The organism is Paenibacillus sp. FSL H3-0333 (genome assembly GCF_038002805.1).
Lineage (GTDB): Bacteria > Bacillota > Bacilli > Paenibacillales > Paenibacillaceae > Paenibacillus_AQ > Paenibacillus_AQ silagei.
Window position 1 is genome coordinate 3,959,950 of record NZ_JBBODG010000001.1, and the last position, 23,732, is coordinate 3,983,681.

Annotated in this window: 36 protein-coding genes and 1 pseudogene; 36 read left to right on the plus strand and 1 reads right to left on the minus strand. The window is 33.5% G+C overall.

From position 1 onward, the window contains the following. Window positions 1-22 precede the first annotated feature (22 nt). The 5 genes from MHH78_RS17720 (at window position 23) to MHH78_RS17740 (ending at window position 4,441) form a co-directional block, all read left to right on the plus strand. Window positions 23-739, plus strand: a complete 717-nt coding sequence (locus tag MHH78_RS17720; RefSeq protein WP_341168233.1) for a nucleotidyltransferase domain-containing protein — start codon at window positions 23-25, stop codon at window positions 737-739. Beyond that, window positions 729-2,066, plus strand: a complete 1,338-nt coding sequence (locus MHH78_RS17725; protein WP_341168234.1) for a CCA tRNA nucleotidyltransferase — start codon at window positions 729-731, stop codon at window positions 2,064-2,066. The genes MHH78_RS17720 and MHH78_RS17725 overlap by 11 nt, the downstream gene beginning before the upstream one ends. Window positions 2,067-2,144: 78 nt before the next feature. Then, a complete protein-coding gene (locus MHH78_RS17730; RefSeq protein ID WP_341168235.1) occupies window positions 2,145-3,368 on the plus strand; it encodes an HNH endonuclease in 1,224 nt (407 codons plus the stop codon). Window positions 3,369-3,683: 315 nt separating this feature from the next. After that, window positions 3,684-4,094, plus strand: coding sequence for a hypothetical protein (locus MHH78_RS17735; RefSeq protein ID WP_341168236.1), 411 nt, complete (start codon window positions 3,684-3,686; stop codon window positions 4,092-4,094). After that, complete coding sequence (locus MHH78_RS17740) at window positions 4,094-4,441, plus strand: hypothetical protein (protein WP_341168237.1); 348 nt, start codon at window positions 4,094-4,096, stop codon at window positions 4,439-4,441. The genes MHH78_RS17735 and MHH78_RS17740 overlap by 1 nt, the downstream gene beginning before the upstream one ends. Window positions 4,442-4,496: 55 nt before the next feature. Here the strand turns inward: MHH78_RS17740 and MHH78_RS17745 are convergent, their stop codons facing one another. Continuing rightward, window positions 4,497-5,606, minus strand: a complete 1,110-nt coding sequence (locus MHH78_RS17745; RefSeq protein WP_341168238.1) for a hypothetical protein — start codon at window positions 5,604-5,606, stop codon at window positions 4,497-4,499. A gap of 483 nt (window positions 5,607-6,089) precedes the next feature. Here MHH78_RS17745 and MHH78_RS17750 point away from each other — a divergent pair, with 483 nt between their 5' ends. The 31 genes and pseudogenes from MHH78_RS17750 to MHH78_RS17900 all read left to right on the plus strand — a co-directional run bounded on the left by MHH78_RS17750 (window position 6,090) and on the right by MHH78_RS17900 (window position 23,575). Next, entirely contained in the window at window positions 6,090-6,335 is a 246-nt protein-coding gene (locus tag MHH78_RS17750) for a hypothetical protein (RefSeq protein WP_341168239.1), read from the plus strand. 16 nt (window positions 6,336-6,351) lie between these two features. Next, on the plus strand, window positions 6,352-6,723 hold the full coding sequence (locus MHH78_RS17755; RefSeq protein WP_341168240.1) for a hypothetical protein: 372 nt from the start codon (window positions 6,352-6,354) through the stop codon (window positions 6,721-6,723). 129 nt (window positions 6,724-6,852) lie between these two features. Then, complete coding sequence (locus tag MHH78_RS17760; RefSeq protein ID WP_341168241.1) at window positions 6,853-7,200, plus strand: hypothetical protein; 348 nt, start codon at window positions 6,853-6,855, stop codon at window positions 7,198-7,200. A gap of 23 nt (window positions 7,201-7,223) precedes the next feature. Further along, entirely contained in the window at window positions 7,224-7,406 is a 183-nt protein-coding gene (locus MHH78_RS17765; RefSeq protein ID WP_341168242.1) for a hypothetical protein, read from the plus strand. A gap of 52 nt (window positions 7,407-7,458) precedes the next feature. Further along, on the plus strand, window positions 7,459-7,923 hold the full coding sequence (locus MHH78_RS17770) for a hypothetical protein (protein ID WP_341168243.1): 465 nt from the start codon (window positions 7,459-7,461) through the stop codon (window positions 7,921-7,923). A 54-nt stretch (window positions 7,924-7,977) separates the two neighbouring features. Then, the gene (locus MHH78_RS17775; RefSeq protein ID WP_341168244.1) at window positions 7,978-8,826 is read left to right on the plus strand and encodes a DUF2971 domain-containing protein; all 849 of its coding nucleotides are present in this window, start codon (window positions 7,978-7,980) and stop codon (window positions 8,824-8,826) included. Window positions 8,827-8,863: 37 nt separating this feature from the next. Continuing rightward, window positions 8,864-9,169 carry a hypothetical protein gene (locus MHH78_RS17780; protein ID WP_341168245.1) on the plus strand — a complete coding sequence of 102 codons (306 nt, stop codon included), beginning with the start codon at window positions 8,864-8,866 and terminating at the stop codon, window positions 9,167-9,169. Between the two features lie 26 nt (window positions 9,170-9,195). Further along, the gene (locus MHH78_RS17785; RefSeq protein ID WP_341168246.1) at window positions 9,196-9,381 is read left to right on the plus strand and encodes a hypothetical protein; all 186 of its coding nucleotides are present in this window, start codon (window positions 9,196-9,198) and stop codon (window positions 9,379-9,381) included. 12 nt (window positions 9,382-9,393) lie between these two features. Then, a complete protein-coding gene (locus tag MHH78_RS17790) occupies window positions 9,394-9,570 on the plus strand; it encodes a hypothetical protein (protein ID WP_341168247.1) in 177 nt (58 codons plus the stop codon). Window positions 9,571-9,604: 34 nt separating this feature from the next. Beyond that, complete coding sequence (locus MHH78_RS17795) at window positions 9,605-10,297, plus strand: hypothetical protein (RefSeq protein ID WP_341168248.1); 693 nt, start codon at window positions 9,605-9,607, stop codon at window positions 10,295-10,297. Between the two features lie 219 nt (window positions 10,298-10,516). Then, complete coding sequence (locus MHH78_RS17800) at window positions 10,517-10,807, plus strand: hypothetical protein (protein WP_341168249.1); 291 nt, start codon at window positions 10,517-10,519, stop codon at window positions 10,805-10,807. Window positions 10,808-11,383: 576 nt separating this feature from the next. Further along, window positions 11,384-11,665: a hypothetical protein gene (locus tag MHH78_RS17805; protein ID WP_341168250.1), complete on the plus strand. Its 282-nt coding sequence runs from the start codon at window positions 11,384-11,386 to the stop codon at window positions 11,663-11,665. A 143-nt stretch (window positions 11,666-11,808) separates the two neighbouring features. Continuing rightward, window positions 11,809-12,069: a hypothetical protein gene (locus MHH78_RS17810; protein WP_341168251.1), complete on the plus strand. Its 261-nt coding sequence runs from the start codon at window positions 11,809-11,811 to the stop codon at window positions 12,067-12,069. Window positions 12,070-12,150: 81 nt separating this feature from the next. Then, window positions 12,151-12,672: pseudogene (locus MHH78_RS17815) on the plus strand (NYN domain-containing protein); the annotation flags it as partial. 51 nt (window positions 12,673-12,723) lie between these two features. Next, complete coding sequence (locus MHH78_RS17820; protein ID WP_341168252.1) at window positions 12,724-13,260, plus strand: hypothetical protein; 537 nt, start codon at window positions 12,724-12,726, stop codon at window positions 13,258-13,260. 48 nt (window positions 13,261-13,308) lie between these two features. Beyond that, a complete protein-coding gene (locus tag MHH78_RS17825) occupies window positions 13,309-13,890 on the plus strand; it encodes a hypothetical protein (protein ID WP_341168253.1) in 582 nt (193 codons plus the stop codon). Between the two features lie 42 nt (window positions 13,891-13,932). Then, entirely contained in the window at window positions 13,933-14,703 is a 771-nt protein-coding gene (locus tag MHH78_RS17830; protein WP_341168254.1) for a hypothetical protein, read from the plus strand. 51 nt (window positions 14,704-14,754) lie between these two features. Next, entirely contained in the window at window positions 14,755-15,189 is a 435-nt protein-coding gene (locus tag MHH78_RS17835) for a hypothetical protein (protein ID WP_341168255.1), read from the plus strand. A 37-nt stretch (window positions 15,190-15,226) separates the two neighbouring features. Beyond that, complete coding sequence (locus tag MHH78_RS17840; protein WP_341168256.1) at window positions 15,227-15,883, plus strand: hypothetical protein; 657 nt, start codon at window positions 15,227-15,229, stop codon at window positions 15,881-15,883. A gap of 99 nt (window positions 15,884-15,982) precedes the next feature. After that, window positions 15,983-16,153: a hypothetical protein gene (locus MHH78_RS17845; protein WP_341168257.1), complete on the plus strand. Its 171-nt coding sequence runs from the start codon at window positions 15,983-15,985 to the stop codon at window positions 16,151-16,153. Between the two features lie 44 nt (window positions 16,154-16,197). Next, window positions 16,198-16,377 (plus strand): hypothetical protein, encoded by a 180-nt coding sequence (locus MHH78_RS17850; protein ID WP_341168258.1) that lies wholly within the window; start codon window positions 16,198-16,200, stop codon window positions 16,375-16,377. A 142-nt stretch (window positions 16,378-16,519) separates the two neighbouring features. Next, on the plus strand, window positions 16,520-17,689 hold the full coding sequence (locus MHH78_RS17855) for a hypothetical protein (RefSeq protein WP_341168259.1): 1,170 nt from the start codon (window positions 16,520-16,522) through the stop codon (window positions 17,687-17,689). A 35-nt stretch (window positions 17,690-17,724) separates the two neighbouring features. Beyond that, window positions 17,725-18,546: a DUF444 family protein gene (locus MHH78_RS17860; RefSeq protein WP_341168260.1), complete on the plus strand. Its 822-nt coding sequence runs from the start codon at window positions 17,725-17,727 to the stop codon at window positions 18,544-18,546. Between the two features lie 50 nt (window positions 18,547-18,596). Continuing rightward, the gene (locus MHH78_RS17865; protein WP_341168261.1) at window positions 18,597-18,884 is read left to right on the plus strand and encodes a hypothetical protein; all 288 of its coding nucleotides are present in this window, start codon (window positions 18,597-18,599) and stop codon (window positions 18,882-18,884) included. After that, window positions 18,853-19,209, plus strand: a complete 357-nt coding sequence (locus MHH78_RS17870) for a hypothetical protein (protein WP_341168262.1) — start codon at window positions 18,853-18,855, stop codon at window positions 19,207-19,209. Before MHH78_RS17865 ends, MHH78_RS17870 begins: the two co-directional genes overlap by 32 nt. Next, window positions 19,206-19,370 carry a hypothetical protein gene (locus MHH78_RS17875; protein ID WP_341168263.1) on the plus strand — a complete coding sequence of 55 codons (165 nt, stop codon included), beginning with the start codon at window positions 19,206-19,208 and terminating at the stop codon, window positions 19,368-19,370. The genes MHH78_RS17870 and MHH78_RS17875 overlap by 4 nt, the downstream gene beginning before the upstream one ends. Before the next feature lie 39 nt (window positions 19,371-19,409). Then, on the plus strand, window positions 19,410-20,345 hold the full coding sequence (locus MHH78_RS17880; RefSeq protein WP_341168264.1) for a phosphoadenosine phosphosulfate reductase family protein: 936 nt from the start codon (window positions 19,410-19,412) through the stop codon (window positions 20,343-20,345). 14 nt (window positions 20,346-20,359) lie between these two features. Continuing rightward, window positions 20,360-20,935, plus strand: coding sequence for a hypothetical protein (locus tag MHH78_RS17885; protein WP_341168265.1), 576 nt, complete (start codon window positions 20,360-20,362; stop codon window positions 20,933-20,935). Window positions 20,936-20,983: 48 nt separating this feature from the next. Beyond that, on the plus strand, window positions 20,984-21,352 hold the full coding sequence (locus MHH78_RS17890) for a hypothetical protein (protein ID WP_341168266.1): 369 nt from the start codon (window positions 20,984-20,986) through the stop codon (window positions 21,350-21,352). An 81-nt stretch (window positions 21,353-21,433) separates the two neighbouring features. Then, entirely contained in the window at window positions 21,434-22,033 is a 600-nt protein-coding gene (locus MHH78_RS17895; RefSeq protein WP_341168267.1) for a hypothetical protein, read from the plus strand. A 42-nt stretch (window positions 22,034-22,075) separates the two neighbouring features. Next, a complete protein-coding gene (locus MHH78_RS17900; RefSeq protein WP_341168268.1) occupies window positions 22,076-23,575 on the plus strand; it encodes a DnaB-like helicase N-terminal domain-containing protein in 1,500 nt (499 codons plus the stop codon). Window positions 23,576-23,732: the final 157 nt, after the last annotated feature.

The window sequence follows — 23,732 nt, forward strand, 5'->3', positions numbered from 1 at the left end:
TTGGTTGTAGGAGGAGAAATTCATGAGTGAGTTTTGGAATGAGCGATTAATATTAAAAATGTATTCGGGAAGTATTAGCTATGGGACTAACACTCCTGAAAGTGATGAGGACTATAGGGGGATTTGTGTGCCTCCAACAAATTATTTATTGGGATTGGAGCAGTTCGAACAGAAGGAAAGAAAAGAACCAGATGAGGTTATCTACTCATTAAAGAAATTTATTAAACTTGCCCTTGAGAACAACCCCAATATCATTGATGCACTCTTTGTTAACGAGAAACATATTATCTTCATCAATGATTATGGTAAAGAGCTGATTAATATTCGAGATCAATTCCTGAGTAAGCGCGTTTATAAAACATATGGTGGATATGCTGTTGCTCAATTGAAGAAGCTTACATCTGTAGATAAAAACGCAATAGGCAAGAGAGCAAAAACGATTGCTAAGTATGGTTACGATACAAAAAATGCGCTTCATTTAATTAGATTGTTGAATATGGGAATTGAGATTCTCTCTGGTCAAGGAGTTAATGTATTTCGACATGATCGAGACTATTTAAATGAAATCAGAAATGGAAAATATAAATTGGAGGAAATAAAAGAAGAATACCAAAGACTGAATGAATTATTGGATGATGCATTTGCTAAATCAAAATTACCCGAAGAACCCAATGTTGATCTGATTAACGAGTGGTTAATCAATACACAGAAGAGGAGCCTAGACTGGAATGGAAATTAAAATACCTGAGAAAGTTGCGAAATTACTATCAATTATTGAAAGTAATTATGAGGCATTTATTGTAGGAGGATGTGTTAGAGATTCAATTATCGGTAGAGAGCCAAATGATTGGGACATCTGTACTAATGCAAAACCTGAAGAGGTTTTAGAGTTATTCGAAAATCATGGCTTTAGAGTGATTCCAACGGGATTAAAGCATGGAACAATAACAGTTGTTTTCGATGATGAGCATTATGAAGTCACTACATATAGAGTTGACAGTAAGTATACTGATGGTCGTCATCCTGATGTAGTTACATTTACATCGAGACTAGAAGACGATCTAAGCAGAAGAGACTTTACGATTAATGCAATGGCATACAGTGTATTAAGAGGACTTGTAGACCCATTCAATGGGGTACAACATATCACTGAGAAACGTATTGTCGCAGTAGGCAGTGCATCTGAGAGATATCAAGAAGACGCTTTGAGAATGATGAGAGCAGTAAGATTTGCAAGTCAATTAGGATTTGAAATAGGTGGCACGGCACTAACACAAATATCTATGAATGCGCTAATGATTAAAAACATTTCGTGGGAAAGAGTTAGAGATGAGTTGAATAAGATTTTAGTCTCTGATGATCCAGATTCTGGGATACTGCTTTTGCAATTGACTGGCTTACTGAAATTATTATTACCTGAGCTTTGCGAATCAGTTGGATTCAACCAATATAATCCTAATCACAATATGAATGTTTTTGATCATATCTTATCCGTAATTAAAAATACTCCTCCCAATCTAAAAACTAGACTTGCCGCATTGTTTCATGACATTGCAAAGCCTAGAACTTTTACAAAAGATGAAAGTGGAATAGGCCACTTCTATAATCATGCTATTGTTGGTATGGACATGTCAAAAGAAATAATGCAACGACTCAAATATGATAACCAATTAATATCTGATGTTGGTATTCTTGTGAAAGAACACATGAATAGACATAAAAATGTGAAATTAATTGTAGCTAAAAAGTTTATTGGTCGTGTAGGTGAGGATAATATTCAAGATCTGTTTGATTTAATGGTAGCTGATACTTTAGGTAGTAAGCCACCCTATGACTACTCAGACGTTGATGACTTGAAGAGGTTATGCGAATCAGTAATAAATGAGGAACAGCCATTGAGAGTAAAAGACCTTGTGATCAATGGAACAGATTTAATGTCTCTTGGATACAAACAAAGCAAAGAATTGGGATATTGTTTGAATGAACTATTGGAGTTGGTTTTAGAAAGCCCAGAATTGAATACAAAAGAAGAATTACTGATGATAGCCAAGCGGAAATTACTGTAAAAGGCACGTTTTATCAAGTTTTAGTTTGATAATGCATATGCTAATATAGATACACATATTAGTATGGGAGGATTTGTAATGAAACTTGAACTGATTAATAATCAAAGTCAATTGATTGAAAATGCTAAAAGATTACATAGTTATCGTGCAGGTGTAAATCGAGAATTTTATGAGAATTTAATTGCCAGAGGCGCAACATTCATCGTAGTGCAGATTAAAGATGATTTTATATTTGCTCCAAGTAGATTTGTTGGATACATAAAAAATTCCATTGAAAAGTATGAATACGTTTATAATAAAGACGTTGGGTTTGATGGAAGGGACACTAATCAAAAAATTTCGAAATTGTTGGGTAAAGACAGAGAAGATGCGCTTTTAGATGAGAAATACCTTCGCTATTGTGAACGGAACGAAATAACACCTAATAATAAAAAGCGCGAATACTGGCCCATTATCATTGATAATATTGACTTTGTGAGTATCGAGGATGTTTTTGATACTTCAAGAATAAAATCTATTGAAAGCTTCTCAGATATAATTACAAATATCATGATGTTTAGTAATGGTTTGGATTCTATTTATACTGATCAATATAGACCAATGATTTTCAACAAAGATGAGATCATAGCGTTGAAAATTGATGATTCTTACTATTTTGCACCTGCTTTTTATGCAGCATTCAAGGGTTATAAATCTAATAACTTCACTTTCTTTGAAGCCACAGATGATGAAGCAGAAAACATTATAACTAAATTGCTTAACCAGGAATTTAAAGCAAACGATTATTTAGATGAGCACATTAATATCTTCATTAAAAATAAGGTGAAGAAGTTTAATCACAGATTGCAGAAGAAATATTGTTACATTGATATGGATGCAACAGATTACAAAGGTTTTTTATCTAATATGGAGAACGATTCGACAGAAAAAGAAAGGAATGTTAATACCAGAGTAGGACAAATAAAGTTTAGATCATCACTAATTTCTAAATGGGGAGAGTGCTCTGTTACGGGCTGCAAAGAGATCGGTTTGTTGCGCGCATCTCATATTAAACCCTGGACTGTTAGCAATGACTATGAGCGACTAGATGTTTTTAATGGCCTATTACTTATTCCAAACTTGGATCTGCTCTTTGACAAGGGATTCATCAGTTTTGATGAACGAGGTAGGATTCTGATTTCTGATAAACTTGATGTAAAAACGATGGAGATAATGAATATTCAAGAGGATATGTGCGTATCTTTGACATATGAACACCAGAAGTATATGGACTATCATAGGGATTTTATTTTTAAAGGTTAAAATCTTATGCAACATTACTGCCAGTTATACATTTTTAGTGGTAGTAATGTTGCAATCAAAGTGAAAATCCAGTTACATAGAAATAAAAATAATCATATAATTATGGCGAAAAAAGTATTGATGAATTTGATAAATTGCGTGTTTCTTTAAGAAATGGAGGGATGGAATGCATCACATCAAACACATCGGCTGGCTACAGAAGCAAATGTTTGTACTGTTTTGGAAAGGTGATTTTAAGGGAAGTGCCGAAGCTTATTGGTGGTTGAGAGTTCATCTTATATATAAATCTAGAAAACTTTAAAGGAGGATCATTCAATGTTTAGTAATGAAATTATCGTAAAAGGAAATTATGTATCTGGAACCATTAAGAAAAATGATGGGAACAAGGACTTATCTAACCATCCGTACATACTGCATAGCGGATTGAATTTTGGAGGTCGTGGAGGAACAACTTGGACTGCTGATAAATTGAGGGAGATTGTTAAGGAAATCTTAGATGTAGCTGCTGAAATTGACAAACAGAACACTCCAAATGAAATTTGTGGAACAGTTGTTTTAGTTGATGGGCATTGGAAGTTTGAAAGCGAAAGGGAAGCTAAAGTGCTTTGTGGTTACGATGAGCATAGTAAATTCGATATCATTCAATTACTGTCAAAAGAAGGTTGGAAATATAGATGGACCCATGCTAATGGAGAAGAGCATTATTTTTATAAGGAGACCAAATAATGAACCTAGATGACTTTCATAATAAATATAATGAACCAGTTGATCTTGATAAAGTTCACGAAGCACTGAAACGATTTATTAACAAGCAGGGAAGAATGAGTGTTCTGGTTAATCCAGATGATGACGACATGTTAATTTGTCGCTTGATGGCTGAAGTTGAAAGACAAAGAGAGAAAACAAAATCAAAGGAAGAAATTTATGTGGTTCAAGGAAGAAGTGGTATCGTATTTTCTGCCACAACTAATTATGATGAGGCTGTGAAAGTTAAGGATGGACTGAACGAGATCGAAAGCGATAGGGGTATAATGTCATATTGGGAAAATAATAAATGTGTCTTGCGGGACTAATAGATAGTTAAGGTAAAATACATATTTCAAAATAAAAAAGTAGCATTAGCTACTTTTAGTAAGAAGTCACTGAATCCAACAATCCATTGTAAAAGAATAAAATATCGTGGTCATAAACCCATTGTGCCGCTGATGACGACGAACTATTATAATCTGTCCTACTGCCTGGATTACCCCAAGACATTAAAACTTGTTCTTCAGTCATTCCAATTGCAACATGATGCATAGCAATTATATCCCACACTCTCTGTGACCATCCCGGATGAATTAATTTTGGATTTTGTGAATAGAACCCGTTATAAATATCGGAAGATGGAAAGCCATGTAAAGGAATATCAATAGTCGCATGATCACCATTTGTCCGAGTTAATTTAATAACTAAATTATCATTTTTTAAATCTAATGAATTAAAATAAACTTTCTCAATATTATGTAAAGGACTAGAAGAGGGGAGTTTATTTGAATTTGCCCAGTAATATTTACCGTGAAATCCTGTCTTAATTAATTCATACTGGTCATATGTACAGAAAGATGAAGGTTCATTTTCAAAAATAGATTCTTCAACTATATCACCATTTTTAAGAAATATGTTTACATATGTTAAGCCGAAATTGCTATATCTAACATTTACAATCCAACCGACTTTGTTGCTCTTATATAGGAAAACTTTTGTTCCGAGATAACTTCTAACTCCACTAGGAGATGCTTTTAAATTATTAATAATTTTTAGTGACTTTTCGTATCCTTGAGAATCACTCCATATAAAAACTGAAAATCCGTCTGCAACATGTTTTGCCGAGTATCCCGTTATCACTAAAAAGCTTTTTAGTTTAATGTAGGTTATATTTTTGTATATTAGGGAATTGGTCTTATCAATAATAAAGTTTCCCTTTGATGAATTGACGACAATACCCTTATCATAATTAACTTTTATATTTTGTAGATTATTCAGTAACTTTACTGGAACATATAAATTACCATCGTCAGCAAGATAAGTTTTTTGCTCTAAAATTCTTATAGTTCCATCTATAAATACGGCAGTCTCTTGTGGAGCATATGATTTTACAAGATTATATCCGGCCTCAGCTTGCACTGGTGAAGCCAAAGAATAGAATAAAATAAGTAACATCATAGAAAAGATAAAATGCTTAGAGTTTTTAATCATTATTTTCCTCCATATATGTTAGATTCATCTTGTATAGTAACATATAAATTATTCCAGCAGGGAGATGTTTTAAAGGTAGCCTTATTCAAATTAAAGAACTTCATGAAATTGGGCTTTCATAAAAGAGGATAGAAAGGAATTAAACTAATTATGAATCATTGGCTTAGAAAATATCTACTCGATAAGGGCTTTACAGAATCAATACCCTGGCAAACGTTCATGCACGAATGTGGGTTAGAGATTATGTGTGATGACCATGAATGGAGTATTGATAATGATGAAAAAGGCTGGTCTGAAGTGGGATCACTAAACGACACAAGCATGATTTATGAGATTGTAGAGAAGTATTGTTCCCGATAAAAGTATCGTTTTAAAAGATTATTATTCTAATTCTAAATTGCCTCTTGCGCAAGGAACGTGTGTTCGGGTTATAATACAACTACGGACTTTCAAATACGTGTTCTTACAGAAGGGGGTTTTTGCGTGGAAAAGAACCAAACAAACTTAAATAAAGAGAATGTTCATCATGCCATATTACTTTCATTTAATAAGAGCGAACTTATAAAAGTTAAGATTATAGACAAGCATGAAGGTAGAGAATTAATTGGAATCGTAAAATCAGTTAGTGAAGCACAGAGTAAATTTAAAATCGAAATAGAAGAAGGTTATGAATTTATAGACTTCGAAGAAGTCTTAACAGTCGAGCTATTAGAATGCGCTATGGATTGAAAAAGAAGATGTTCAAATGCAAACACCAACCCAAGAAGAACATGAGCTATTGACCGAACATTTAATTATGCCTTTCCTGTTAAATGTTCTGCAGGACAACATTGAAAAGACTAAGGACTCGCAGTTAAGATTTGGTGAGTTATTTGTATTGCACATGGAGACGTTAATGGATAAAGTGAGCCAGAAGCATGCTGTAATCCGTCAGGAGCTGCGTAAAAGAGAAATCAAGGTGGTTGACCAAGAACATAACAGAGAAGAGCTTAGAGCCAATTTTGTGTGTCGCGGATATAAGGGGAGAAAAGTGATTTTCATGACTCGTGTAAAGACTGAAATAGAGATAAAATTAGCTGAGCTTTTGAAAATTGATATACTGAAAATAAGGAAGTGAGCAATTCCATTAAACTAAAAATAAGTATATACATTAAACAAATGCGGTGATATAATTGTATATGAAAGAGGAAAAATTTAACTGATTGGCGAACATATAAGGTAAACTAAGCCATGGAGAGTGATTGTCGTGGGTAGACACAAGATCAATGAAGAAGATAAGCTCCAAGGATTTATGATGAATATCAAGGGATACATAATAGACAATATCAATAACGATCCTAACTCATTGAAAGAAATTCGAGCATTTATTGAGGGGAATTGGGGCATAAAAGATGCTGAAAAATACGATAAGTTTAGAATGGATAAGCGTATTGAGATACTTGCTAGGAATATTGAGATTGAAAAGGATAGGTTAATTGAACTTGAATCTAAGTATGGAGTAAAGTCTGACGTTTACAAAATGATGGCTCCTGCAGCGTTAAACAAGATTAATAAGTATGAAGAAGAGTGGGGACTTTTGGTAGGAGCTGAATAGTAACTCATAAGGAGCTACTTACTATGTTTAAAAAGTATTCTTCTCATGGAGAAGCAACTGAAGATTTGCTAAAATCAGGAGAGCTTAAGTTTTTTGGGCGTGAAGGTGTAAGGGCTGATGGGTATGTGTATCAGTATTTAAGAAATGGAGTAATGCAAGTGATGGTAGTTTATGAGGATGGAAGAATTGTAGTTACGGGAGGTTAGCGGTTAAAGCTCAGGAAATAATACTTTTATCATGAAAAGGAGTAATCTGGAAATGGATACAGCTTGGATTGGAGTAATTGGTGGTTTGTGTGGATCTGTCGCGGGGATTGCTGTGAGTACATTAAATAACCGAGACCAACTTAAGAAGGAAAGAGAAGCGAGAATATGGGACGCAAAGAGAATTAGTGAAGAAAGAGAAATGAAGCAAAGATCAGATATGTTTAAGGTATATAATGCTTTTTTAAACGAAGATGGTAATTTCCAATATGTACGCGAAAATGAAGATCAAAGATTTAAGAACTTTGATAGAGACAGATATAAGCAGGTCATGAGACCACTACTGATTCCTGATCTTCATTTACTGTCAAATGATGTGTTCAAACTGGTTCGAAAGTTAGATAGTTATACTTATGATGATTTGAACTACATAGATCACGAAGAATGGTATAACGACATGGCAAATATCTACGGCGAACTTGTTATGGCAATTGAGAAAGAATATGATCAAAAATTATAGCCTGTTTTTCGATAAAACAATTCTTTTATCATAAAATGGACATAGGGAAGCGATATGATGTTTGATTATCTTAAAGCAGTTGAGTTGATAAACAAAAACCCGCAAGATAGTTCGGCTGGTATGTACATTTACGATGAAACCAGGTCAATTGTGCCTGAACAGCTCTATAAATATTATTCAGTTAACGACAATCTGAAATTGAACAAAATTAAATTTGAAACATTGTTTGGAAAGAAAATTTATTTGGCAGAACCCAAATTCATGAATGATCCCTTTGATGGAAAAGCATATTTTTATAACGAAGAAAGACTCTTGGATTTCGAAAGATTGAAAAAATCAAAAGGACGCTTGATAGACGATTTTTCCGCATACTTTAAACTCACTTGTTTTTCAAACAAAGGCATTAGTAATATGCCAATGTGGGCACATTATGCAAATAATCATACTGGATTCTGTGTTAGTTATTGCACTTCAGATCAAGCCAATGTCCGTTTGAAATCCTCATTATTTCCAGTACAGTATACAGACAAACGTATTGACATCACAGACATGATGTATAGATATACTGAAATGTTGATAGAGCAAATTGAGGATAATATTTCCAAAGGCTTACAAGGAAAAATAGATATTGCTGATACTTCAATATTTTGGACTTCATTTTATCTTAACTGTATAAAACACTCAAGTTGGTCATATGAAGAAGAATTCAGATTTGTTACCTCTTCAAATGACTCTTACATTGATGCAATGCCCTCAGAAATTTATGTTGGAAATAAATGCAATTATGAAAATACTCAAATATTAATTCAAATTGCTAAAAGCTTGAATCTTCCAATATATCGAATGGTTTTTGATGAAAAGTCCTTGAAGTACGAAATGACATACGAAACCATTGAGATTTGAAACTGAAATGAGTTTTTTATGAGGAGAGATCTTAATCGTGAGTAATAACATTAAGGTATTCTCGGATAGTTGTGCAATAGAATTGGGCAGTGGTAAGAATGAGGATTATTTAATTATTAATGTAAAAACATTCAGTCCTATCGATTACATAGCGTACGATCCTACAAATGAATGTTGGATTTCTGTTAAACCAATACCTGCACCGGCTGTATTATTTTTAAGTAGCTATGTTTTGCAGTGGGCTTTAGGTGGAATAGGGAGTGTTGAGGATTTTGCAAGGCAGACTAGAAAAGATATTGAATATAGACACAGAGAAATGAGCTATGAAGAATTTTTTGCTTAATGAAATTAGCCTTTTATGGGGTGAAGATGATGTTAAAAGACCGGAATGGAAAAGTAATTGGAAAAGGTGCAGTAGCTAGACCTGTCGTTGGATACAAAACGAACAAAGAAGGTCTAATAATTAAAATCGATGAAGTAGTAGGGAACATCACTTTAGAATTTGAAGATGATGAAATTGGTATTTATCATAACGATAAAATCATCATGTGTTGAAGAGAGGATACTATGAAGGTTAACCAAAAAACTATTATTAATAAAATTTTTGACGGTATCGACAACAATGGATGGATGATCCTTAATGGGTTAGGAACAGGTCACTTCAATGGTGAAGCCACACAGAAATCTGTGATTGAACCACTGATCAAATATTTAGAGGGCAAAGGAATCGAAGTAACGCGATAAAACCAATCTTTCATGAGGAGATGTTAAGGGATATATGGCCTCGCATTTCGGAGTAAAGGTGCTCAATAGAGAGGGAGAGTTAAAGCTAACCGCTGATAATTATGTGAGGAAAATTGATAAAGACAATGCCACTTTGTCAGAAGAAATAAAACTTGGATTTGAGAAAGTCACGGCGCGATTCAATCTTAATATGAAGGACTTCAAGTCGTTGTCTAGGGACAAGTTCAATGAAGAACTAGATAAGTTCGTCAACTCAAATAAATTTTATGAAATCAAAGACCTCAATTCTGTAGCTGGTATTTATGGACACTATGTAATGGTTTTAGACGAGTATTGTCAAGTTTATATAGGAACCTCAAGTCGTAATGATGGTATAAAAGCAAGGATACCCCAACATTGGAGAGAGAAATTATCCTTAGCTCGTCTTGACAGGGGGGAGTATGGTTCTTTACATATAGATAGTTTTAGAGCTATGGATACTACCAGAATTTTTGTATGGCGAGATGATGAATGTACTTTTTTTGAGGATTACACGTTTAACGAGCTTCATGAAGGTAAATTGGTCGCCCAATTTCCTATAGATTATTGCCTGAATTCAGTCATGATAAATATACCAAAAGAGTTCTTCCATCAGAGAATGAGGGATCGCGATCTAAGAGATTTAAGGGTGTATGGAAAAAGTTGGCGAACCGAGAAGTTAGATCGAAATCATGGAGGTTTAAAATGAAAAATGGTGACAAGGTAATCGTATCAGGCAGAGGTCAAACTGGAATATCATACTTAGAATGTACTGGCTATTATCAAGGATTTTCTGAAGACCATAGTTCGAAGCTGAAGGTGAAATTACTGGATAAAACAGAGGATGTTTTTGACCAAGACTCAGTAAGATTGTGGGACTATCGGTGAAACGAATATTTAATACTAATTTGAGTCGGAGGATTAATTTATGAACCTTGAATTAGAGTATAAGACAAAAAGGATTCTGTCACATGCGAGTCAATTGGCTAAATTAGCTCAACTTGGTGCGCCAGAAGTACTTATCGAAAACGAGTTAGATATTTTGAAAAAAGCATTCAAAGAATTTGAAGCGAAACTAGTCATGGATGCTGCCAATATGCAAAACACCATTAACGTTGCTGACACAAGAACACTCGATAATTTGTTTGAATTGTATTACTCTACCCATAATTTTTCTAAAGTTGAAGAAGAATTCATTGCCCGTAATAAAAAACAATAGGCTATGAAATGTGAATTTGATTTAGATTAAGAATTGAGGATAGCATATGAGAGTATTTGCAGACTTTTTATTTAAGACTTTGAGTTTACTGATAGTTCTAATAGATTTTGTCGTATTTATATTAATACTCCCATTATTCGTTATCCTTGCATTTTTCCTAAACAGAAAGAATAGACTCAACAATCAGTACTGTTTTAGTTACAATGAGAAATCCAATAAATATTATCTCCATCATTCGCCAAGAGTGATTATCAACTTTACCGATTCAACAACCTTTTTTAATTCACGAATTAACGCAGTAGATGAGTTTAAACTTCTTAAACCTAATGAAGCACTGTTTGCCAAAACTATGACGCTTCAGGATTTCTACGAAAAAATGGGGTTTGAAGGTGAGAAGACAAAGCAGACATTCGGTATCGTCTCAAGTACTTTTTTAGCAATATTAATGAACTTAAGGAATATCATAAAATTCAAAACGTTTAGGTTGTTTAAAAGAGTTTATACGGTAAAACCGAAAGAGTATAAGATTCTATGAAATATGACTTTTAAGGAAAAGTGAAAGGAATTGATATGACCATGGAATTTCAACCTTTTAAATCGTATTATCGAAACATCATTAAAGAGAGATATGCATATAATTGCGAATACATTATGTATACAATCAAATCGGGCGAAGAAGAGTATCTTGATGATAAAGTATTAATTCCATCTGACGAAGAATTAAATGAAAAACAGTTAATTGAAATTCTTGGAAAAATGATTCATAAACAAATTGACGAGCAGACGAAGTATGACAATTATGATATTGCAAAACTGTACTCGGTAAGAATTGATGAAGTGTATGATCGTGAGCTGTAAATTTAGAAATTGACAATCAAAATAACCGCATAAAATAAGGGTTTTTTTAAACATAAATCATGATGAAAGTGGCATTTTATAAGGAAAATACTTTAATCAATTGTGAACATGTTTTTAGGTTGATTGGGGGTCGAGGGGAAGAGATGGAGGATTACATATTTAATATTATTAGCATTTTCAATGAGAGGAAAGAAGACGGAAGAATAAAATTTAGAATAATATTTAAACAGAATTATTGGGCAGATATAACCTTGAAAAACGATGAGATTTTAGTAACTCCTGGTAGCGATTATGATTCTGAAGACATCGAAGAAATGATTTACTATTTAAACGAAAATGTTAGTATCTTAGCAAAAGAAATAGTAGAGAAAGAATTGCATATAATGGCAAGACTCTTAACTTAATAAAAACTATTAGTGGGGGAATCACATGTTTATAGAAGGACCAGCAACTGGATATAGAAAAATGATGGTTTTTTTGATGGTGAAAATATCGCATTGAGATACCAAGATATACTCAAGACAAGAAGTCCCAAAGAACAAGTTAAACACTTAAGGGACGTTTTTGTATGGCATCCTGCCGTAACAAGAGAGGCGAGCATTGTAGGGAGGCATGAGATAGTAAGAGCTACATATTATACCTATGCAATAGGTGATGAAAGCAAACAAGCCGAAATCAATAGTTCAATAAAGTCATTAGATTTTGATTATAACCCTAATTCGAAACTCCCTAATAATCTTTATCCATATGTTTTAAGAAAAATCAGAAACAAGGCGGCAAAAGGTGTAGACATAAAGATGACCCTCGACATTATACTTCATGCTAATAATGGAAGTTACGATACCGTACTTTTGGTTTCAGGGGACGGAGATTATTTACCAGTTATAGAAGAAGTAATGAGGACGGGAAAACAGGTTTATTTGGCAGCTTTCTCAAGCGGGTTAAACTCTAAACTTCGGAACAGCGTTGATTATTTTATCGACTTAGATGAATTGTTCTTTGAGTAATATCTTCATAAAACCAAAACCAATATTTCATGATAACTGGACGTAATCTTCGTGATTCAGACAGACCATTTACAATATCGATTTGTTCAGAGAGTGCTTGGAATTGAAGGTAAAGAAGACATCAGAAACCACCTGAAAAGGAACTATTATCGGGTCTATCATGATATAGACAATGCTTTTAAGAAATCAACTTTGATTGCTGAAAATTGGCCTAGATTCAAAAATCACGAACAGTTTGATTGTTATTTGTTTGATAATCGATTTATATTTTCTTTAGATAGCCAGAGTCAACAAGGACGAACAGTAATTGAAACCAGATATGCAGACAATGTAAAGCAAATTATTAGAGATATTCATGATATCCATTTACTAATCAAAAACGTTAACAAATCAAAAGAAGATCAGGACTTAATTTCCAGAAAAATTGAATGGACAATTAAATATCTTGAAGGGAAAACTGATTTACAAGATGACTTGAATTTGAGATTGAGTGTCTCGATTGCGGCTTCAGTGGATAAAGTCAAAGAGATAAAGCAATTAAAAGAAAAGAGAAATCATCTGATTGAAAACATTATCAAGAGAAAATAACATATGAAATAAAACATACATTTCATTCGAATCCACTGGAGGGATATTATGAGCTTTGTATCTATTGTGGCAAGAGAAAATTTTATCAATGTAATGAGTGATGGAAGGGTCACAGGATCAAATGATGAAGTAGTGGATGAGGAATATCAAAAGTATGTTAGCAATGATAAATCATTTATAGCTTTTGCAGGAACACTTGAAACATGTGAGATGGTTGTTAGAGATATTAAAGAAATTGTATTTGATAATAAAGATTATGTGGGTGCCATCTATGTTCTGCTTGGGGTTTTTAAGCAGATTAAGTTGGAAGAAAAGGGCATGAAAGTAATGATGGCATTGGGAGGAGTGAATAAAATTGGAGAAATAGAGTTTTATACAGTAGATTCTATTAAGAAAGAAGCACAGACTTACATACCAAAGGATGATGATATAGCTTATGCTTTCCTAAACAACACCGAACATGAAGATGTTACTTTGAAATCAGAGTTTATTGGAATCCTAAAGGAAACTGGATTTGATACTCCATCTAAATCAATACAAGCACAAAGATTGATGAATAACAATGTTGCAGATAGAGATAAATCTGTAAACAAAAAAACTTTTAGAGCAGTAATAAAAAAATCTAACTGAAATTTTCCTTTTACCAACAATGGTTATTATGGAGGAATAAAGATGAAAATATTGGATTATATTCAAAAACGAAAAACAAGATCAACTTCAGATGACACTTTAATGGCGCAGCAGGATAAAATTTATAGTGACAATCTTAATAAGTATATAGGTGATAACGAAAAAATTATTGAAGAAGGAAACTTTAAAAAGATTCTTCTATTAAACGGGATAATAGTAAATGAAATAAGCAATGTGAACTTGAGGAAGTATTATAAAGAAAATCAACGGCTAAATCACATTATTGATTTAGTATCTGACATATCCTTTCTCTCCAAGAATTCAGAGGATGACGATGTCTATTTCAAAGTCTGTAGAGATGGAGCAGATGAATTAGTGGCGGTATATTTCAATTTAAGTCATTTTGGTCCAGGAGGCACAAACGTACCAACTCTATTTCTATCATTTGGTAAGGTTTTGTCCATGCGGTCTAGAATGTATCTCGAATACGAGGGCTATAGCAACAAGTTAATCATTAATGATTTTTTCTCCGAGGTTGAGCGAAAAGGACATGGAGGTTTAATGCTGAAGGCTTTACTAGAAATAATTCCTGAACTGAATCGAAGGATTACAAAATATAACAAACAGTTTTATTCAGAAATCGAACATCGTTATTCATATGAAGAATTTAAGAAATCATTGAGTTACAAAAAACAAATTAAACTAATTACAGGAATTCTTGAACCAGCCAGAAATTTAACTAAAGAAGATTTAAAACGATTCTATGGAAAATATGGTTTTATCAAAGATGGTAAGCTGCATAAAGAAGTTTGAGTCCGCTAATTTTGATAAAATCTTTCTTTTACGAGGAGTGCTCAGATAAAAATGGAAGGTCTTCTGAAAAGAGTTGCAACTGTATTTAGAGAAACAATGGAATCAATACATTGGTCGGAATTTCCTGAGTCGTGCCAACTAAATCATTCTTTCCCCGGTGGAGCTTGTGGTGATACCAGCATGTTGCTTGGGAAGCATTTTCTCGAAAAATATAAGATTGATTGTACATATATCTGCGGATCATGTCTAATAGAAGGACGAGAACAATGGACACATGCATGGCTAGAATACGATGGATACAAGATAGATATAACCGCAGACCAATTTGATGAAGTAGACGATAAGGTAATTGTGAAAAAATCTCATTTACTCTACGATTACTACGAACCAGATAAAGGAAAGAAGATATCTGAAGCATTTCCTGAAGAGTTGGAAAGCAGTTATCGAAGAATCAAACAAGAAATCGATGAGATGTATTCTAGATAAATGTTTACTTTCATAGCAAACAGAGAGGGTGTTATCAATGGAACTCAATAAATGGCTGACGGATAATATTAATCTAATAAGTGTCTTAAATATTACACTTACTATTTTATTAACAGCGCTCAACGTTTGGTTTGCTCGAAACTCTCAAAAGTACAGTGCGGAATCTCTTCGACAGAATGAAAAAATTAGAATAGAGAATAACACTCCCAATCTAATAGCTTATTTTGACTCAAAAGATCTTCAGATTGTGTCCTTTAAACTCGCAAACATTGGAGTGAACGCCGCAAAGGAAATCAAAGTTAAACTAACTCCAAAAAATAGAACAGTGCTGCCAAAAGATTTATTAAACTCACATATGTTAAATGAAGGAGTTGCGTTTCTGGCACCTGGACAAACATTAAGTGCTGTAGCGGGAGGATTCATAGAAATTATGGACAGTGAAAGAAACTTTCCCAACTTTGAAGTAACTGTAAAGTTTAAAGACATAGATGATAATCAGTATGTAAGAGCTTATGTACTTGATTTGAATATGTACAGTGGAAATTATGCGACTAGGGAGAGAGGTTTGACGGAGTTAAATAAAGAATTAAACACAATCGAAAAGCATGTACGTAAAGCTGTTCGATTATATGAAGTGCGCGACAGAAGAGAACGGGAACAATTAATAAATAAGTCAAGAAGAATTAGAGGATGAAATATTTAGCATTCCCATAAAAGCTTGATTTGATCATGATTTTAAATTCATTATTTTATATCATATTTGACCTATATTATTCAAGGAGGGCGCGGAGATATGAAGTGGATTTTGGTTAGAAGCTTACCGTATACACATGAATTTGAACTTGAAAGTGATGATAGGGTAGAACTCAAACTATCGTGCCGTGAATCTGAGATTATGCATAAGCTGCGCTTAACTTTTGGGCGTGACGTTGAAGCCGATCTAAATATGCTAAAGGAGGGCTGACAATACACAGCCCATTATGTGCATTATTAAAGGAGGTGCTTGAAGTGAATAATGAGGAGAAACCTCTCTTAACCTTGGATGAGACCATAGTATGTTTGAAAACTATGGTGAATCCAGAAACAGACGATGACATTAAAATTTCATTTGAAGAATTTCTTGCAATAGAAAGTTGCATTGAATACTTAATTAAGTATAAGAATCGTCAGTTCGAAAAACCCGTATAAATTCTAGCTTTTTTTATCATAAAAAGCACATGAAAGCCCGATTTCATCAAATGAATTTATTAATAAACTAAAAATAACTATATACATTAAATAATAAACGTGGTATTCTAAATGAGTACCAAATACATAGGAGGATGATTATTTGAATTATCAATTTGAAAAGAATAAGCTTTACAATTACTTGGGCCAACATTTGGTTAGCGTATTTAAGGAACAGAAGGTGTTTATTGCCGGGGGAACAATTAGCAGTCTATTCAGTAACAGGGAAATTAATGATATTGATGTGTATTTTAGAAACGAAGATTCTCTTACTGAAATTATTGAAGCTGTTTGGGAAGATAGTGGAGACTGGATTAATGCGCTAACTGAAAAAGCATTGCTTGTACGTGTTGCGGACACTGAGGTTCAATTTATCCATTTCAAATATTACGAGAAGGCTGAAGACATTTTTGAAAGTTTTGATTACACGGTTTGTATGGGAGCATTTGACTTTCAAACAGAGGAATTTATTCTACATGATGACTTCCTGAAGCATAACTCACAAAGAATTCTCAAATTCAACAAGGCTACGGACTTCCCTGTTGTTTCATTATTGCGAGTACATAAATATAAAGAAAAAGGATATAACATTTCTAAGCCTGAGTTCCTGAGAGTAGCATTGAAATGTATGGACCTGAAAATTAAAACAGTTGAAGAGTTGAAAAATCATCTTGGAGGAATGTATGGAGTTAACTACGACAAGTTGATCCAACTTAAAGAAGGTGAAGAATTCACCATTGACCTAATCCTTGATAAAATTTCAGATATCACTCTAAGCGATGAATACTTTATCGAACCAAAGAAAGTTGAGTTTAAAGATATCGACGAAGTTATTCAACGAATTCAAAAGCAGCCAGTTAAGATTGTACAAATTAATGAAAATACATATAGAGTCACCAGAAACGGAACATTAAAAGAGATTGGCTATACTCCTAAAGATACAATTGAAATTGAAGCAAGAGACTTCATTGAAGGTAGAAAGTTTTATAAGTTTGTAAATAAAGTCGATGGCAAATATATGAGCCATTGGGATAAAGAGTTTGAGTACAAAATCGATAGTGCAGCAAAACCCAAAGAGGAGAATTATCTCTACTTCAACGAGAAAGGTGAAATTCTCAAGTCATTCTATCGAAACAACGGAGTTCTCTTAGAGGCATATATTCCATATGATTCGTTCCATTCGAAGAATTCCAGTTATGGAATCTTAACAAAGAAAGCATACATATTGCGAGAAGTTCCGAAGGAAGAGTATGAAGCATGGTCCCAGGATTAATATGATAAAATAATTATAAATCTAAGGAGATATATATGGTTAAAAATGAAAACATGAAGCACGATGAGCTAATTCAAGAACTATGCAGGGTTTATGGATTTTTAAAGTTTGATTCTAATAATAGTGAACTGAAGAAGGATTATGAAAAACTCAAGGAGATCGCTTTAAAACGAATGAATTCATACTCTTTGATTGAGGGGATGAGTCTTCAAGAGTTGCTTACTCATGAAGAAGTAGTCACAAACAGAACCCAAATTGACGAAGTGTTTAATAAATTAAATAAATATCTTGATAATAAAGTTAGTAGACCAAAGAACTTAAGCAATCATGATCAAGCAGTTTTCATCATTATGATGGATAATTCAGGTTCAATGGGAAGATATGAGAAATGTGTTGCAAAGGCAATGACAACCTGGAGTAAACTTCTGCTTGAAGATAGATACGACAAAATCAAAACAGAATTTATTGTTCATCACACTGAAGCAAAAAGTGTAAATGAGGATACATTCTTCAATGTTACAGAGGCTGGAGGCACGATTGCATCAACGTCATATATTCGTTGTTTAGAGATTATCAACTCATCAAATTTTGGCAAGAACGATATATATGTTATGCATATTTCAGACGGAGACAACTTACCTTCTGACAATCTGAGAACGGTAAATTATCTTCATGACATTTTAAATAAGGTAAACCAAGTCCACTATGTTGAGGTAAATCAGTACAACAGAAGCAGTACGCTAATGCATGGCTTTAAGTCTCTGAATAACCCCAAATTCATTAAATCAACGATTAAAGATGAAAAGGATATTTTAAAGGCAATCCTTGATACATTTGAACTTTTAGCGTGTTTCTAATGAAATCTCAGTTTCATTATAAATGAAAATAACCATATGGAGATGATTAATTGACGAAAATAGAGATTGAATTAACTGAGCAACAAGAGAAATTTCTTAAATTGTTCGCTGAGAAGCAATATCCAGGAGCAGATGATAATGTCTATACCTGTAATACTATTCATGCAGTAGAAACATATCGACCAATTTATATTCCATATCATGAGGATCAGGTTGAATATTACGATGGACTACCTCTGAAATTCACAACGGATTATGACTATGAACAATGGCATGATTCAGAAGAAGAATTGGTTCAAGAATGGTTTGAACGGAGAGAAGAAACCCCCCCCGTTTGAAATTAAGGCTTTTAGAGAGATAGAGTATGAGACATTTGAAGTAAATGATGATGAGATATTTGTAATGAACTATGATGATTATTTCAAAGTTTATGGTATTGAGTGGTACGCTGCCACATGGATTAAAGACGATTATGAACCAGTCGCATTCTTCTTTATCTTGGACGAAGCAAAACGATACATAGAATATCAAAGACATAATCTCACAAAGCCAAGAACCTATACATATTCAAGTGGATACGCAAATCATGGAGAGTTTAATCATTTTAGGGATTTATTGCTAAGTATGGGACAGAAGTTGAACAAGGAGGAGGGGGATTTATGAAAGATGAATTAATTGTTACATTGAAATCAACTAACCATTCGGTTGATATTATGGATTTCATAACTGCCATAAATAAAACGGACAGTCTAAGCGCTTTAGTTTTACCAAAATTGGATGATAAGAATTATTATGAAATTAATATTTACAAATTAAACAGTTGATGAATCCCTCATTTCATGTAAATTTTAAGGAGTGATTAATTGAAAATAGGAACAAAAGAAAACCCTAGACACATCTGTGGTATTAGTGGAGGGAAGGATTCTTCGGCTTTAGCAATACATATAAAAGAGGCAATGCCAGAAATATTTGAACTACTTGAATTTTTTTTCACAGATACTGGAGCAGAGCTGCCTGAAGTATATGAGTATCTTGACAAGATGGAAAAATATTTAGGTAAATCAATATTAAGAATTAAAGCAGATCCTAATTCTAACAACAAATACAAAATTGTAGATGGAGAAGATGGATCAAATCCATTCGATGAGTTACTTGTCAAATTCAAAGGGTTCTTGCCAGCACCCAATGCTAGATGGTGTACAAGAGAAATGAAGATTAAAACAATGGAAGAATGGATTGGAGAAGACTATTGTATAAGTTATGTGGGAATCAGAGCAGATGAACCACAAAGAGAAGGATACGAAGCAAAAGGGAAAAATAAGAATATAAAAGCAGTTTTCCCTTATAGAGATGATGGCTTAATTCTACAAGATATATACAACATTCTTGAGAACTCGGGATTAGGATTGCCTGGATATTATAAGTGGAGAACACGTTCGGGATGTTACTTCTGCTTCTACCAAAGACGAGTTGAATGGGCAATACTTGCTCTACTGTACCCAGAATGGTTTGAGGAAGCAAAGAAATATGAAACCCAGCATGCAGATGGACGAATGTACACATGGATTAAAGAAAAACCATTGGAATACATAAAAGAGAATGCTGAAGATATTTTAATTCGATACATAAAGAAGCAATATAAAAAAGTTAATGAGTGCGAACTAATACATAGCTTGGATGAATTAATCAAATTGGTTCAAAAAGAACAAATAAGAGAGCTAATTGATAGTTGGGATTTAAAAAAATTACATGACGCAGATGGGGAAAATAAAGAAGGATGTACAATCTGTGCCATTTAGAAAGGAACTTTAAAATGGAATGGAAATTGTTTGATATGAATAATGAATATCTAATTGATGTTAACTGTCAATATGATTCTTTAGACATGTCTGTAATGATGTATGGAGCAACTAGAGTCGAAATTAATTTTGATACAAAAGAAGCAAAGATACTTTGGCTTTCCGACATGATTGGAGAAGAAGAGATTAAACGCAGATTCTTAAATATCAAAACTAATAATTCTTCTTTATATAAACCAATTTTGCTTTTATATTCACTGAAAAAATTAAAAGAAGGAAAAAGGGAATTGGATTTTATCGAAGTTCAAAAAGACCTAAAGAAAGTCTATTCTAGAATCAATAATTTGAAAAGGGTTCATGTTGAATACCCTTTTATATATCTGATAAACGATGGAGTGTGGAAAATTAACAAAGAGAAGGTCCCTACTAAGTTAACAAGTAGAGAGTTAAGTGAAATAAAAGGTGGCTTCAATGATGAAATAATTCAAGTATTAAAGAATAAACAAAATTTAATTGATGAATTATCTTCATTAATAATGGAAACATACTTTGATGAAAAAATAGGACAAGAATTTCTTAAAGTAATTTGAACAATATGAAAGAGGTATTTCATCTGAACATTAAAATGGAGGAGAAAAATGAACAAAGTAACTGTTACTAAAGAACAACAGGAAACATTGCAATTTTTAACGAAGGTATACTCTGCTGAAGATATTGTAAAGAAGCATGCTCTTAAGAAAAACTTTTGGGATAACACACTCTGGTCGGAACCGATTAATATCGAGTGTTTAAACACTTTGAGTGTAGATGAAATTGTAAGAGCTTTATATATTGGAATAGAAATTCAAAAGACTCCACATGAAAGATTGCGAGATTGCTATGAAGGTTACTTGGATCATGGGCATTCACATTATAGCTTTAATGCTGACGAAAAGCATGGATTCAGACTAGGCATTGCAGTTACATGTTTTGTGCTTGGAGAGAAGATTGTGGGCATAACTGAATAGGTGCTTACAGATACATAATGCTTACCAATAAAAAGCATATCGTAGCTGATTGATAAGCTTACAATTGAAGGAGGTGATTGGTTGACTGAACGTTTATTTAAGTGTCCCATATGTAGTCAGTATGGCAAGAAGGAGAACATGATTAGAGAAGAGGATAAACGGTATTACCATCTTGAGTATTGTCATACTAAGTGGAAAAGAGACAGAGCTTTCAAACTGAAGGAAAGAGAAGAAATGGATAGTCTAGTAAGCACGATTGTTAGACTGCATAAACTTCAAAGTGTTGCTACTTTTCCACGAACATTCTACCCTTTTATCCAGGAGTTGCGAAATGACTCTGTGCTATTCGGAAAGATCGAACGAAGATACAAAGAAGGACTTACATATAAAACTATTGAAGATACATATTTGTATTGCGCCGACAAGATTGAATGGGCGAAAGGAAATAAAGAGTTTAAGAATGTTATGAGCGAATTAAGATATTGCTTCGCTATAGTTAAGAACAACATTGAAAACTATTTCAGAGATGGCAAGAAACTGTCTAAACAAAAAGCGGAAACGGAATTACTAACGAGCCATGTTGAGTCAATGAGAGATGTGAACCAAGTTATTATTGCAGCTCAAAACAAAGCAGTTCAAAATAATAAAGAAAAAATAGATATAACATCGTTGTTCGACTAAAGGAGTGATACTATTTCTGAGGAATTATCTAAGATTGAAGATTTGGGATCAGAGATGTTTATCATTGGTAGCATGTACCTCAACCCAGATCTATTTTTGGACTATGGAGAATTAATTAAATCAAAGTATGATTTTAATCAACCATCAAATAAGTTTTTGTATGACTCTATCATGGACTTATATAGTCAACATGCAGGAACAGAAATCAATCAAATTAAAGTAAATACATATATGAATTCTGACCCAGAAAGAAAAGCTAAATACGAGTATTTAAAGGGGTATTCATATATTGACCGCCTAATAAGAGTGGTTGATTTAGACGATTTCCCTTTATACTATGAGAAACTAAAAAAGTTTTCTTTGCTGCGAGAGTTTGAAAGAAAAGGATTCCCTGTACAAAAACTAATGGGGAGAAAAGATTTTGATAAGATTGGCACAGAAGAGATCATTAAGGGTATGGAATATCAAATCAATACAATTGGGACAGTAATTGGTGGTGTAGAGGATAGTATTATACTTGGTCATAACATGCCAGAAAAGATTGATGAGTGGGAAGAAACTCCAGACGTAGGAATTCCAGTACCGTTCCCAATCATAAACTCATTGCTCCGTGGTCTTAGACCAAAGAAATTTAATCTATTCGGAATGCACAGTGGATGTGGTAAAAGTCGTACAACAAGTAAGATTGCTTGCTATTTAGCGATTAAACTAAAAATTCCAGTCCTGGTTCTGGTTAACGAGCAGGATGAGGCTGAGTGGCTAGGTATGCAGATTAGTAGCGTCTTAAACAATCCTGAGTTTGGATTCGATATTCAAATGAAAAGAAAAGGGATTGATGGAATTGATGAAACCAAGATTGTTACTGGAACATTAAATACAGAAGAAAAAGAAATTGTTAAAGAGGCAGCACGATACATAAAGGCAAATAGCAAAATGTACTTCCTTGAATTGAATAAATATGATGAAAACACATTAAAAAGACAAATCAAACGACATAAGCTTAGGAATTGCCAACTAATTATCTATGACACTATGAAAGCTCCAGATCATGACTGGATGACATTTGTTAAGACTGCTGACATGTTGAAGGAAGTCGCAAGCACAGAAGATATTCCAGTATGGTCTACGTTCCAGTTAACGGACGACAGCCTATTTAATGATATGTTGACAAGTCAAGCAATCGCTAACGGAAAACATATTAAGCATGTTGCCGATGCATTAATGATGGCCAAACCTATCTCACGAGACCAATATGATAAATTCGTTATCTATAATCCAAACGATCCATTTGTTGGGGAGAGCACTTCAAAGTTAGAAATGCATATTAACTATTATATGGTTGTAATTGATAAAAACAGAGGAGGAAAAGACAAGGATATCCTATGCTTTGAGGTGGACAAGGGCAAAAATATTTGGATTGAGAGAGGATATTTGGTTCCTTCGGACAGCGAAAAAGAACTTAAGGCGCTGAAGAAAGAAAACAAGAAACTAAAGACAGAAAAAGAAGTGGCGAACTTGAGAAAGGCGTTAAACAAAGAATAGTTCAAGAGGTGATATAAAATTGATGCTCAAACTTTAAAAGAAAACATAATAATAGACAATAAAGTTGCTGACATTTTAACATCTCTTGGATGCCACATTAACGAACAAATGTCGGATAGTACAGAGATACGCTCTACAAGACCTGGAGGAGATAACC